General features: G+C 53.3%; 12 protein-coding genes and 2 tRNA genes. 8 read left to right on the top strand and 6 right to left on the bottom strand.

The genetic code is table 11. From position 1 onward, the window contains the following. Window positions 1-36: 36 nt before the first annotated feature. Together AC4EYZ_RS04855 and AC4EYZ_RS04850 are read right to left on the bottom strand one after the other, a co-directional pair. A complete protein-coding gene (locus AC4EYZ_RS04855) occupies window positions 37-981 on the bottom strand; it encodes an alpha/beta fold hydrolase (RefSeq protein WP_022520480.1) in 945 nt (314 codons plus the stop codon). 75 nt (window positions 982-1056) lie between these two features. Beyond that, entirely contained in the window at window positions 1057-1668 is a 612-nt protein-coding gene (locus AC4EYZ_RS04850; RefSeq protein ID WP_022520479.1) for a TetR family transcriptional regulator, read from the bottom strand. Between the two features lie 214 nt (window positions 1669-1882). On the opposite strand from AC4EYZ_RS04850, the gene AC4EYZ_RS04845 reads away from it, so the two are divergent. Together AC4EYZ_RS04845 and AC4EYZ_RS04840 are read left to right on the top strand one after the other, a co-directional pair. Then, entirely contained in the window at window positions 1883-2914 is a 1032-nt protein-coding gene (locus AC4EYZ_RS04845) for a succinylglutamate desuccinylase/aspartoacylase family protein (RefSeq protein WP_022520478.1), read from the top strand. Between the two features lie 207 nt (window positions 2915-3121). Further along, complete coding sequence (locus AC4EYZ_RS04840; protein WP_022520477.1) at window positions 3122-4594, top strand: catalase; 1473 nt, start codon at window positions 3122-3124, stop codon at window positions 4592-4594. Between the two features lie 50 nt (window positions 4595-4644). On the opposite strand, the gene dusA is transcribed toward AC4EYZ_RS04840, so the two are convergent. Further along, complete coding sequence (dusA, locus tag AC4EYZ_RS04835) at window positions 4645-5682, bottom strand: tRNA dihydrouridine(20/20a) synthase DusA (protein WP_022520476.1); 1038 nt, start codon at window positions 5680-5682, stop codon at window positions 4645-4647. A 197-nt stretch (window positions 5683-5879) separates the two neighbouring features. Continuing rightward, window positions 5880-6686 carry a sulfite exporter TauE/SafE family protein gene (locus AC4EYZ_RS04830; RefSeq protein ID WP_022520475.1) on the bottom strand — a complete coding sequence of 269 codons (807 nt, stop codon included), beginning with the start codon at window positions 6684-6686 and terminating at the stop codon, window positions 5880-5882. Between the two features lie 220 nt (window positions 6687-6906). Between AC4EYZ_RS04830 and AC4EYZ_RS04825 the strand changes: the two genes are divergently transcribed. Continuing rightward, the gene (locus AC4EYZ_RS04825) at window positions 6907-7503 is read left to right on the top strand and encodes a hypothetical protein (protein ID WP_022520474.1); all 597 of its coding nucleotides are present in this window, start codon (window positions 6907-6909) and stop codon (window positions 7501-7503) included. A gap of 5 nt (window positions 7504-7508) precedes the next feature. On the opposite strand, the gene AC4EYZ_RS04820 is transcribed toward AC4EYZ_RS04825, so the two are convergent. Continuing rightward, window positions 7509-8033, bottom strand: a complete 525-nt coding sequence (locus tag AC4EYZ_RS04820; protein ID WP_022520473.1) for a helix-turn-helix domain-containing protein — start codon at window positions 8031-8033, stop codon at window positions 7509-7511. Window positions 8034-8333: 300 nt separating this feature from the next. Between AC4EYZ_RS04820 and gltX the strand changes: the two genes are divergently transcribed. The 3 genes from gltX to AC4EYZ_RS04805 all read left to right on the top strand — a co-directional run bounded on the left by gltX (window position 8334) and on the right by AC4EYZ_RS04805 (window position 10152). Beyond that, window positions 8334-9818 carry a glutamate--tRNA ligase gene (gltX, locus tag AC4EYZ_RS04815; protein ID WP_022520472.1) on the top strand — a complete coding sequence of 495 codons (1485 nt, stop codon included), beginning with the start codon at window positions 8334-8336 and terminating at the stop codon, window positions 9816-9818. Window positions 9819-9952: 134 nt separating this feature from the next. Beyond that, window positions 9953-10028, top strand: a tRNA-Ala gene (locus AC4EYZ_RS04810). 48 nt (window positions 10029-10076) lie between these two features. Next, window positions 10077-10152, top strand: a tRNA-Glu gene (locus tag AC4EYZ_RS04805). Between the two features lie 619 nt (window positions 10153-10771). Here AC4EYZ_RS04805 and gltA read toward each other — a convergent pair. After that, on the bottom strand, window positions 10772-12058 hold the full coding sequence (gltA, locus tag AC4EYZ_RS04800) for a citrate synthase (protein WP_009287293.1): 1287 nt from the start codon (window positions 12056-12058) through the stop codon (window positions 10772-10774). A gap of 501 nt (window positions 12059-12559) precedes the next feature. Between gltA and sdhC the strand changes: the two genes are divergently transcribed. Both sdhC and sdhD read left to right on the top strand, forming a co-directional pair. Then, entirely contained in the window at window positions 12560-12937 is a 378-nt protein-coding gene (gene sdhC / locus AC4EYZ_RS04795; protein WP_196518187.1) for a succinate dehydrogenase, cytochrome b556 subunit, read from the top strand. Further along, on the top strand, window positions 12931-13278 hold the full coding sequence (gene sdhD / locus AC4EYZ_RS04790) for a succinate dehydrogenase, hydrophobic membrane anchor protein (protein ID WP_022520469.1): 348 nt from the start codon (window positions 12931-12933) through the stop codon (window positions 13276-13278). The genes sdhC and sdhD overlap by 7 nt, the downstream gene beginning before the upstream one ends. Window position 13279 lies beyond the last annotated feature (1 nt).

Raw genomic sequence — 13279 nt, 5'->3', positions numbered from 1 at the left:
TCGCCGCCGGGATGCCCAAGGCTTGGGCATCCCGGTTTATTTCCACCACCGCCGCCACTGATGCGCCAACCACTGCACTGGGTGCTGCCAGATGTAATGCCAGCCAGTGCCGGGTTGCGATGACTTGCCTGGAATTGGGTGTGGTACGGGGTGGTTTAAAAAGCGGCGAATGGGATCGACCTGTGCAGATTGATCCAACATGGGGGCGTGGCCGCAGTTCGGTACGGTCAGGGTGACAAGTGTGGGCTGTGCTTCGGCCATGCGGGGCAGCGTTTCGGCATCTAACAAGGTTGATTCTTCGCCGCGAATAACCATCACCGGGCAGCGAATACTCGCCCAGTCGGCCCAGGTGTCGCGCGGTGTATCGTGCACAAACTGCTCGCCGATGCGTGGGTCAAAGTGATACGTCCAGCTACCATCTGGCAACCGACGGGCACTGTTAAGCGCTAGTTCACGCCAAGCAGACTCCTTAGTGATACCGAAACTTGCGTAGTGCTGGGTGAGTTCTTGATGGAGCTCGCTAAAGCTAGAAAAACGGTGGGTAACGCCAAAGTAGCTGGAAAGGGCAATCAGCCCCTGTTTGTTCAGTTCAGGCCCTACATCGTTCAGGATTAGCCGAGAAATACGTGCGCTGTGTTCTGAATCAGCAGCGATCAGCATGCCTAACAGGCCACCCATCGATGTGCCCAGCCAATCAACGTGATCAAGTTTAAAGTGATCTAATAGAGCGATGGCGACCGTCACGTAATGGCTATAAAGGTAGTCGTGAGCCGGAAATAACGACCAGCTTGATAACCCACGGCCTGGTGTATCGGGTGCAAGAATACGCCATTCGCTGCCCAGCTCACGCGCCAGTGCACTAAAGTCACCGCCGTGGCGAGCAAGTCCATGCCAGGCGATAAGCGTGCGGGGGGCGGAAGGGTTCCAAATGCGTACGGCAACTTCTAATTCGCGTACGCGAACAAACTCCAGGGTATCCATAGAATGCTCACACGGCTAGACATAGCGCCAGTAGTAGCATATTTGCTGCATTGCAGCGAGGGATGGGGGAGGTGTTTAACGCTGCATCATACGAATAGAGGTATCGATCAGCTCGCCGCCGCGTTCACGTATTGCAAAAGCGTCAGGATTACGCAACCAGTCATGGAAAAGACCACCCAACATGGATTGCATTAGCCGTGTTGCTATTTCCGGGCTTAAATCTTCGCGCAGTAGTTGCTGCTCTTTAGCCTGTACAAATACCGCCAGCATTTCCTGATAACACTCGTTACCGATCTCTTCTTGCATATCAAGCGGGTTAATATCGCTGAAGAACTCGCAGCGGTGCAGTAAAATCGACAGTATCCGTTGGTACGACGGTTGTTCGAGGCGCACTAAGCCCGCATGGCAGGCAAGACGTATCGCTTCTAACGGTGATAGGGCAGTGTCCGTTTTGTCGACTTCATCCATTAACGACTGGAAGGGCATGCGTACCTGTTCAACCAATGCCATGAACAGGTCGCCTTTATTCTTGAAATGCCAATAGACGGCACCGCGGGTGAGGCCCGCATGGCGAGCAATTTGCTCAAGCGATGTGCGTGCCACGCCTTTGGCAAAAAATACCTCTTCTGCAGCTTCAAGCAGCGCTTCGCGAGTAGCAGCAGCTTCAGCTTTGGTCTTTCTTGCCATGGAAACGGAACCTCGTTATCAACTCTGTATGGTCATATTTTAACCTAAGCGAGTGAGTTTTTACATTCAAAACTGTATGGATAATTGACTCAACGCATAACGTAAGTTAACAAATTCGTCATTTTGCCAGTGAAAGCGTATAAACAGGCAATGTTACTAGCTTTGAATCTTACTAACATCGCGAAAATAACCGATTAAAAACAGGACATAAAGCATGGCGCGAGCTCCTTTTCAGTTGGGCGAACATACCATTATGCCCGGCCAACGCTTACAAGTGGATGTGCCGGTGGCGCGTTTATATACCCATACGCCGCTGCATATCCCTGTGGAAGTGGTTCACGGCCGTAAGGATGGCCCCGTGCTGTTGGTGTGTGGTGGTATTCACGGTGATGAAATCAACGGGGTGGAAATTGTTCGCCGGGTGCTACGCGCAAAAGCGATCAATAGCATTCGCGGCACTTTAATCGCTGTGCCGGTGGTGAATGTGTTTGGTTTCTTACAGCAAACACGTTACCTGCCTGATCGGCGCGATCTTAATCGCTGCTTTCCAGGCAGTGAATCGGGTTCGCTAGGCGGGCGCATTGCCGCGCTGTTCCGCGAACAAATCGTCGATCACGCCACCCATATTATTGATCTACACACAGGCGCCATTCATCGCACTAACCTGCCACAAATCCGCGCTCAATTGCGCCCAGGCAGTGAAACCGAGCGTATGGCCGATGCCTTCGGTGCGCCCGTGGTACTCAATGCGGAACTGCGTGAAGGCAGCCTTCGCCATTACGCCCAGACTCGCGGCATTCCGGTATTGACCTATGAAGCAGGTGAAGCGCTGCGTTTTGACGAGTGGGCGATTGCCCCCGGCGTGCGCGGTGTGCTGCGGGTAATGCGGCGCCTAGGCATGCTGACCGGCGAGCAGCGCCGCCGCACGCCAGCACCCGCTGAATTGGCCAATGGGTCAAGCTGGGCGCGCGCGCCGATTGACGGCATTTTGCGCCCCAAGGTGCGCCTGGGCGCCCGCGTTGCCAAAGGCGAAGTGCTGGGCAAAGTGGCTGACCCCTTTGGTAACGACGAGGGCGAAGTGCGTGCTGTGGCGGATGGCATCGTGATTGGGATGAGCCGCTTGCCATTGGCCAACGAAGGCGAAGCGCTGTTTCATATTGCCCGTTTTGATGAAATTGAAGAGGCCGAAACCGCCGTTGAAAGCTTTAATTCCAGCTTAGTGCCGCCCACTGATTCGTTCTCTTAAGTGCTTATTCATAAATAAAAACTATTGAGCTGATAGGCAAGCGATAGCCTTCACGAATGGCAAGTTAGTGACTCGTTGACTATACCTATTATGGGCTTTGTTAGCGGCTATGAAAATGACAACAATGAGGATAAATAGCCAAGCTTTCATCGTACTAGAACGAGTGGCGATCATACGCCACGTCTGCCGTGACATGGAGGAAAAGCGATGACGAGCGATAAACCAAAACACACCACAACGGATGCGGGTATACCGGTTACCAGTGATGAGCACTCACTCTCAGTAGGCCCTGATGGGCCGATTGTTCTGCATGATCACTATTTGATGGAGCAGATGGCTGCCTTTAACCGGGAAATGATTCCGAATCGTCAGCCCCACGCAAAAGGGAGTGGCGCCTTTGGTCACTTCCAAGTAACTCACGATGTTAGCCAATACACCAAAGCTGACTTTCTCCAGCCGGGCAAGAAAACCGAGATGTTGGCTCGTTTCTCGACGGTGGCCGGTGAGGCGGGTAGTCCGGACACTTGGCGCGATCCTCGTGGCTTCTCGCTAAAGTTCTACACCGAAGAGGGCAACTTCGACATGGTGGGTAATAATACCCCTGTGTTCTTCGTTCGCGATCCGCTTAAATTCCAGCACTTTATCCACTCACAAAAGCGTCGAGCGGATAACGGCTTGCGTGACCACGATATGCAGTGGGACTTCTGGACGCTTTCTCCGCAATCTGCCCACCAGGTAACCTGGCTAATGGGCGATCGTGGCATCCCTGCCAGTTGGCGCCACATGAATGGCTATTCAAGCCATACCTATATGTGGGTCAACGCTGCAGGCGAGCGCTTCTGGGTGAAGTACCACTTCAAGACTGATCAGGGCATTAAGTGCATGACCCAGGAACAGGCTGATAAGATGGCGGGCGCGGATGCCGACTACCATCGCCGCGACCTGTTCGATGCTATCAAACGTGGAGATTATCCAACCTGGACGCTGCAAGTTCAGATCATGCCGTTTGAAGATGCCAAGACCTACCACATCAACCCCTTCGATTTGACCAAGGTGTGGCCGCACGGCGACTACCCGCTGCAAGAAGTCGGTAAGATGACGTTGGATCGTAACCCCGTCGATTTCCACAGCCAAATCGAACAGGCAGCGTTTCAGCCCAGCAACTCTGTACCGGGCACAGGTTTCTCGCCAGATAAAATGCTGTTGGCGCGGGTCATATCCTACGCTGATGCGCACCGCGCGCGTTTAGGGGTGAACTACCAACATATCCCCGTTAACGCGCCCAAGGTCCCGGTTAACAGCTACAGTCAGGGTGGTCAGATGCGTATTAACCACTCCACCGACCCGGTGTACGCACCTAATAGCAAAGGGGGCGCGCACGCCAACCCTGAAAAGTACCCTGAGGATGCGGTATGGGAGACTGACGGCGAGTTGGTTCGCGCCGCCTACACGCTGCGCCCGGGTGATGGCGACTTTAACCAAGCCAATGACCTGGTCAATAAGGTAATGGATGATGCTGCCCGCGACAGATTGGTAAACAACATTGTTGGCCACGTTTCCGACGGTGTTGAAGAGCCGGTGCTATCACGGGTATTTGAGTACTGGAAGAACGTCGACCAAACGATCGGCGAGCGTGTCGAGCAGGGCGTAATGGCGAACCGTCGGGAAAACGGTCAGTAAGCTTACGCTATTAGAAAAACGAACCCGCTACGCTTGCGTAGCGGGTTTTTTTATACAACGCACTCGGGTTCGTTCACCAAGCTAAGCGCGTCATCAAATAGGCGCAATCCTGCGCCTTCTTTATGCGCATGTTCTGACAAATGACGCCGAAAACGCCTGCCACCAGGGCAACCCTGAAACAAGCCAAGCAGGTGGCGGGTAATATGATTCAGCTTCGCGCCTTCATCCAGGCGCTGCTGAATATACGGCCGGAATGCAATTGCGGCATCCAAGCGGCTTGCCGCCGGGCCTTGCTCTCCAAACAGCTGCTCATCGACGCCCGCGAGCAGCCACGGGTTTTGATACGCCTCACGCCCCACCATCACGCTATCCACATGGGTAAGCTGCGCTTGGCACTCCGCCAGCGTTTTAATTCCACCGTTAATGCCAATATGCAATTCAGGTCGGCTCTGCTTTAAACGATGAACGCGGGGGTAGTTAAGCGGCGGCACATCGCGATTCTGCTTAGGCGACAGCCCCTGCAGCCACGCCTTACGGGCGTGAACGGTAAACACCTCGCAGCCTGCGTCAGCAACGATAGAGATAAACCGCTCAAGGTCGGCATCTTCATCCTGGTCATCGATACCAATACGGCACTTCACCGTGACCGGAATAGAAACCTCTGCCTGCATCGCCCGCACTGCCTCGGCTACCTTTTCGGGGTAACCCATCAAGCACGCGCCAATCATATTGTTCTGCACGCGGTCGCTCGGACAGCCTACGTTCAGGTTGACCTCATCATAGCCCCACGCCTCTGCAATAGCCGCGCACTCCGCCAGCTCACCGGCATCGCTACCGCCTAACTGCAACGCAAGCGGGTGCTCCACCTCGCTATAGCCCAAAAAGCGCTCACGAGGCGTCCCGTGCAAAATAGCACCGGTAGTGACCATCTCGGTATACAGCAGTGCACGCCTAGTTAACGTGCGTGCAAATGCTCTGTAATCGCGGGTCGTCCAGTCCATCATAGGCGCGACGGAGAAAGTTCTATCCAGCTCCGGGCGGGCAATGCCAGACTTCATGCGGGTTTGCGCGGTTGTGGTATCATTCATAACTGTTCATATTTACAGTGGTTTAGCCACGTTTTTAGCTAATTGGTGTCACAAATTTGGCACTTCGTGGCACTTTCATTTATCACATTTCGAGGCAGTGATGGCGACGATCGTGAAGCGTCCAAAAAGGGGCGGCAGTTTCTCATATACTGCCCATTTTAGCATTCCGAAAAAGGGCCATACGCTAAAGCCTGGGTTTAAGCAGTAAACACCGCATACACCATCTGCAGTGCCAGCCCCATCAGCATAAAAGCGAATACTCGTTTGAGGAGTTTGACGGGTAGCCTATGAGCTAACTTTGCCCCGATGGGAGCCGTTAAGATACTGAAGGGTGCCATTAGCAGTAGCGCGGGCAGATAAACATAGCCGAGCGCCGCACTGGGCAGGCCTTGAGTAGACCAGCCATTGATGATGTAGCCCAGTGCCCCGGCAACGGCAATCGGTAGTCCTACGGCTGCGGAGGTGCCAATTGCGCGGGGTAGTTTGACGTTGCACCAGGTGAGGAAGGGCACTGTTAGTGAGCCACCGCCAATGGCGACGAGCGCTGAAATACCGCCGATGCCTAGGCCCACACCGCTTACGCCGATAGGGCCGGGTAAGCTGCGGCTCGGTTTGGGCTTGATGTTTGCTAGCATCTGGAGCGACATTAGCACCATAAAACAGGCGAAAAAGATGGCAAGGCCGCGGGTGGGGAGCAGCGCAGCTATAAAGGTCGCCAAAAAGGTGCCGACTAATATGCCTGGGGTAATAAAGCGCACGATGTCCCAGCGAACGGCCCCGTGCCGATGGTGGGAGAGCAAGCTAGCGGTAGAGGCGGGAATAATGGCCGCCATGGCGGTGCCTAAGGCCAAGTGGGCAAGGTGCTCGTGGGGTACGCCTTGGAGTACAAAAAGAGACGTTAGAATCGGCACCATAATGCCGCCGCCGCCAATCCCCAATAAACCTGCCATCAAACCTACAAAACCGCCCAGTGCTACATAGGCCAACCACCAAATGATGTCCAAAGCCGCTGCTCCTAAAAGTGTCTTGTTAGCATGATAAGCACATTGTACCGGAAGCGGTGCCTGTAGCGGGGCCAAAAACAACTATTCCACTGTGGTAGCGGCTATGCAGTGGTAAGCTGCTAGGAGCCTGTCAGACTTAACGTTGATCTACTGCAAGTCCGTGCTTTTCGCAATGATCGGTCAAGCCTGACAGGCTCCAGGGCAATATTTTGGAGTGCGTATGCGCAATGTATTAAGCAGTGTTGGCGTGTTGATGATATCCGCTGCGCTACTGGCAGGCTGTGGCGGAACAGACGAGCCGAGTGAGTCAGCGTCAACCGTAGAGCAAACGTCAGTTCCTGAACCGACAGTTGCCGAGATAGAAGTTGTTGAAGCGGAAGAAGTGGCGCCACTTGTCGTCGAGATGTCTGCGCATGTATCGCTGCGCAGCGATCGGCGTTTAATGGTGGAAGGTGAAAGCAACTTACCTGACGAAACGCTGGTGCAGATTATTGTCGAGCGAGAGATTAGCAGCGTGCGTTGGCGCGAGCGGACACGTATAGAGGATGGCGTGTTTGCAGCGGGGCCATTTGGCCCTGGCAGCGGCTTACCTGACGGTGGCTATATAGTACGGGTTGAGGTTTCCGAAGGCAGTGTGCAGCCGGAGGCCGTTCAGGCACGTATAGGCCACGAGGGCCAGCACCTGGCGGGAGAGCTGGTAAGCCAATCCCGCCATGGGCTGGGCCAAGTGGCCACCTACTCACGTCGCTTCTTGGTGGGGAGTGAGCCAAGACAAACGCGTGACCAGGTGGAGGTGCTAGAGAGTCCGGGGAGGTAGACGCTTTAGGCAGGATGCCAATGGGCTAACAGTACTGCATGAATCGATGTGTCGCTTGGGGCTTTGGCGAAGTGCTCAATGACGAAACGATCGTCGCGTTGCACTACATAGTGGCCCGCTTTGTGAAACACATGTGTTGGCCCAAGCAGCAGAAGGTCACCAGCATTAACGGGTGAAAAATCTGTATCTTGGCCGGGTGTTGCCATCACGCACGGTGCTTTCCAGTCGATGTGCAGCGGCAGATGACTGGGCACTTTAATGGTCGTTGCCTGTACCTGTTCCCAGGGGAGGGGACCAGTATGGGTCAACGTTAATAGCTCGGGGGCGCTATCACCTTCCAATAGAGTTGCCAGGGAGCAGTCGAGTGCATCAGCGAGCGCCACAAGGCGTTCGTGACCGATCTGTTTGATCGCCCCAGATTCCCAATAAGAAATGGTGACATCTGACACGCCAACTTTGCGTGCGAGAGCAGCTTTGTTGAGCTTGGCCCTAAGCCGCAGTTGCTTGATACGTGAGCCTAGCGATTCCATTTCGTCTTCCTGATGATGAGCTAACAAGCTCGTTGAATGTCTTCCACTATAAATTTCTCTAATATAGATAGTGGAGCTATGAACATACTTTATTGGTCTATCTCAAGCTTGGGGTATGCACCCAAGATGTTGCTGCAGTGCCATACTAAGCGATTGTGCTTTAGCGCGCATTAGTGGACAAATAACGTTGAGTTAATTTCTCTGACGCTTTCTTGCGCTAGTCGTTCCCTGCGCGACGCTGTTGGTTGCGCCTAAGGTGCGTATAATATCGCCATGCATTTTTGCCAATAGGACGTTTTCATGACCGTACGTACTCGCATTGCACCTTCTCCCACAGGAGACCCCCACGTTGGCACGGCCTACATCGCGCTTTTTAACCTATGTTTTGCGCGTCAGCACGGCGGCCAATTCATTCTTCGTATTGAAGACACTGATCGGGTGCGCTCTACTCCTGAGTCGGAGCAGATGATTCTCGATTCACTGCGCTGGCTGGGTCTTGAGTGGGATGAAGGCCCGGATGTTGGCGGCCCCCACGGCCCTTATCGGCAAAGCGAGCGTGGCGATATATATGCTCAATACGCCCAGCAGTTGTTGGATGCCGGGCATGCATTTAAGTGTTACCGCACCAGTGAAGAGCTTGATGAACTGCGTGAAACCCGCAAGGCAGCGGGCTTGCACCTGGCATTGAAGCCTGCTGACTTAGCATTGGAGAGCCAGGAGCAAGCACGCCGTGAACAGGAAGGCTGGCCTTATGTAGTGCGCATGAAGGTGCCTGCCGAAGGCGTTTGTGTGGTCAACGATATGCTGCGCGGTACGATTGAAGTGGAGTGGGCGCAGGTGGACGCGCAAATTCTGCTTAAATCAGACGGCATGCCCACTTATCACCTCGCCAATGTGGTCGACGATCATCTAATGGCGATCACCCATGTGCTGCGTGGGGAAGAGTGGATTAACTCCGCACCAAAGCACCAACTGCTGTATGAGTATTTTGGTTGGCAAATGCCGCAACTTTGTCACATGCCGTTGCTGCGCAACCCCGATAAATCCAAACTCTCTAAGCGCAAAAACCCGACCTCCATCAATTATTATCGTCGGATGGGTTTTTTACCCCAGGCCGTTACCAACTACTTGGGGCGGATGGGGTGGTCGATGCCTGATGAGCGCGAGAAATTCAGTCTACAAGAGATGATGGCGGAGTTTGACGTTCAGCGTGTCTCGTTAGGTGGCCCTGTATTTGATCTGGAGAAACTGACCTGGTTAAACGGTGTGTATATCCGTGAAGACCTGGATGATGATGCACTGTTGAGCGCACTGCGTGACTGGGCTTTCAATGAAGCTTACGTTAAGCAGATACTGCCGCAGGTGCGACCACGGGTAGAGACGCTCTCCCAGGTAATGCCGTTGGCAGGGCACTTCTTCTCTGGTCTTCCGGCGCTAACAAAAGCGTCGTTTGATAGCGTGAAGCTCGAGGAAGAGGAGCTGGTCAAACTGCTTCAGTTCCTTGTTTGGCGATTCGAGGGCGTTTCGGCTTGGCATAAAGAGGCGCTGTTGAACGAGGTGAAAACGCTGGCTGAGCACTTTGACTTGAAAATGAAAGCCTTTCTGGCGCCGGTGTTTATTGCCATTACCGGCAGCGCGTCCAGCACCTCAGTGATGGACGCCATGGCGATTCTGGGTTCAGACGTTACCCGGGCACGCCTGCGTAGTGCGATAGAGGTATTGGGCGGCGTCTCGAAAAAGCAGGCCAAGCGCTTTGAAAAAGAATTTCGTGAGATCGCTTCGTGAAATAGTTTAGTAAAATCAGCTAACCGCGCATGAGATAGCGCTAGCGCCAATTTCTCATCCTTAGGAAATTGGCGTTTTTTCTGTTGACGAAGGCCAGCGGAATCAGTATTATACGCTCCGTCTTCGCGACATGTGGGGCCTTAGCTCAGCTGGGAGAGCGCAACACTGGCAGTGTTGAGGTCAGCGGTTCGATCCCGCTAGGCTCCACCAATTAGTAGTACTTGTTATCAGTACCTTTCGCGAAGCAGCTCGATATACGTCCCATTCGTCTAGTGGTCTAGGACACCGCCCTTTCACGGCGGTAACAGGGGTTCGAACCCCCTATGGGACGCCACTAATTCAGTATCCCTCCTAATCGTTTATTTCTCTGGCAATGAGTCTTCTCATTTGCTGGCTTTTTGTATTCCCGCTGTTCACAAAAGAGCTACAAATCGACAATTTTTGGACGATTTTGTGCTTGACTTGTCCACTTTTGCGATTCTGGCTTAAAGGTTGTGCACAACCCCTTGTTGTTGACGCAAAAAATCTTTAACAGAACTTAAGTCTTTAAAAAACAATGACTTACAGAAGGTTAAAAAATAACCAATTTAAGGCTGGCCCACTGCCCATGGCGATTTCGGGACGTTTTGAAGTGGTTGTGAACAGGGTTATCCACAGATAGTGTGGAAAACCTTGAGCAGGATCCAGAAGCAAAAAAGTCAAGCGATAATGGAGTCGAATTAGGCGTTTTTGACGTCCTTCAATGTTGCATCCGGCTATCGCAGCGTCCTAGGCTCAGAAGGGGCAAGGGGTGGTCTCTAAGGGGAGAGCTTGCTCAAGGCATCTGGTAGGTTAGTGAATGGTCGCGAGCGCATGTGGTGGTGCGTTGGTGGTCTATGAACCAGCGTTAATCAGCCCATACGCAAAAGGCCACCCGAAGGTGGCCTTTGATCGTACTGTCAAGCGGGGATGGTTTATTTTTTCGGATAGTCACGCTGGTCGTGGCCAATATAGAGCTGGCGCGGACGACCGATTTTGTAGCTTTCGCTGAGCATTTCGTGCCAATGCGAGATCCAGCCAATAGTGCGCGATACCGCGAAGATCACGGTGAACATATTGGTGGGGATACCCATGGCTTTCAAAATGATGCCTGAGTAGAAATCAACGTTCGGGTACAGCTTCCGCTCGATGAAGTACTCGTCTTCTAGGGCAATTTGCTCAAGACGCTTGGCGATTTTAAGCTGAGGGTCGTCGGCCATGCCGAGCTCTGCAAGTACTTCGTCGCAGGTCTCTTTCATTACCTTGGCGCGCGGGTCAAAGTTGCGATACACGCGGTGACCAAAGCCCATTAGCTTGAACGGATCGTCCTTATCCTTGGCTTTATCAACAAAGCGCTGGATGTTCTCTTCGGAGTCTTCACCGATTTCGTCGAGCATAGCCAGCACGGCTTCGTTGGCGCCGCCGTGAGCGGGGCCCCAAAGTGCCGCGATACCTGCGCTAATACAAGCGAATGGGTTGGCCCCCGTGGAGCCTGCCAAGCGTACAGTCGAGGTAGAGGCGTTCTGCTCGTGATCCGCATGCAGCATGAAGATGCGATCCATGGCTTTCGCGTATACCGGGTTGATTTTGTACTCTTCGCAAGGGTTGCTGAACATCATGTAGAGGAAGTTCTCTGCATAGGTCAGATCGTTGCGCGGGTAGTTAAAGGGCTGACCCACATTATACTTATGGGACATTGCCGCCAGGGTAGGCATCTTGGCGATCAGGCGGATCGCGCTGATCACGCGATCTTCCTCTTGAGTGATGTCCATGTGGTCGTGATAGAAGGCCGCTAAGCCGCCCACTACACCGCACAAAATAGACATCGGGTGGGCATCGCGGCGGAACCCTTTAAAGAAGTTGTTGATCTGATCGTGAACCATGGTGTGGTTACGAATGCGCGATTCAAAATCTGCGTACTGCTCGTCGTTGGGTAACTCACCAAACAGCAGGGTGTAGCACACTTCTACGAAATTGGACTCTTTGGCCAGTTGATCAATCGGGTAGCCGCGGTGTAGCAGCACGCCCTTGCCGCCATCAATATAAGTGATGGCAGACTGGCAGGAAGAGGTGGCCATAAAGCCGGGGTCGTAGGTGAACAGGCCTTCAGCGCCTAAACCGCGTACGTCGATGACGTCGGGGCCAAGTGTGCCGGAATACATGGGTAGCTCGATCGGTTTATCCAGACCGTCTACCGTCAATGTCGCTTTCCTGTCAGCCATGCTGGCCTCCTTTCGAATTCGGGTTGGGACGTAAAGTCATTGCTGCGCATACCGCGCCGGCGAAAAGGCTTGCCCACTATAGAAGTGTGCGACATTTTGTCAATTAGCCTAAGCGCTAGCTGCAGGTTGTACAAATATTGTTGCTTTGAATAGTTTTTGTATACGATGAAAAAGCCTACATTATGGCGAAGCGTCAGAAGATTGACGATAGGCTAACATGATATGTTAACAGGCTTATCAAATTGCTAATCTACTGTCACTATAACCATGCTGCAGCGCAAAATCGACTCAGGATGCGGACAATTTTCTTGCACCATAGTCGAGTTAGGGCTGAGTTCGGTTTGTAAGCGAGGGCGAAGGTTCTTATAATCCACGGCGCGCGACCGGCAGGTAGGTGGTCGTGCCCGACTTGGCAACGGCCGAGCCCCTTCCAGCAACCACCGCCCGCTCGGGCCATGCCCGACCTGTCGCAGAGCGGGCCAAGAGAGTGTGTACAAAGCCGTGAATAGCAAACGACCCGTAAACCTAGACCTTACTACGATACATTTCCCACTGCCGGCGCTGACGTCGATCACACACCGCATCACGGGTGTCATCCTGTTCGTTGGCCTGATTTTCGCTTTTTGGGCGCTGGGCAAGTCCTTGTCATCTCCTGCGGGTTTCGACGCCGTTAGCGATGCACTGGCCAATAATTTTTTGGCTAAGTTGATTGCTTGGGGGTTGTTATCCGCACTGGCATTCCACTTTGTAGCAGGTATCAAGCACCTGCTGATGGATGCCGATATTGGGGTAACCCTTGAGGGTGGCGTTAAAAAAGCGCAGATCACCGTCGTGGTCAGCGCTGTTCTGATTATTCTGGCAGGAGTTTGGGTATGGTAACTAACATTACAAGTTTTGGCCGTAGTGGGCTTTCTGACTGGCTGATGCAGCGCGTTTCTGCTGTTATTTTGGCCCTCTACACGGTCTTTATCGTTGCCTTTCTGCTGTTTAATCCGAACCTCGATTACTACACGTGGAGCGGTCTGTTCAGCCAGACGTGGATGCGGATTTTCTCGCTACTGGCGTTCGTCGCCTTAGCCGCACACGCCTGGATTGGTCTGTGGACCGTCACCACCGACTATCTCAAGTCCACTCGCCTGCGCGTGGGTGTCCAAGCTGTCATCATCTTGGGCATTTTCGTGTACTTGGTGTGGGGCATTCAAATTCTGTGGGGAGCTTGAT

It is taken from the genome of Vreelandella sp. 162(4c) (assembly GCF_058152265.1).
Note: the sequence above shows the minus strand (reverse complement) of the source record. Positions and strands in the feature narration are given on the sequence as shown.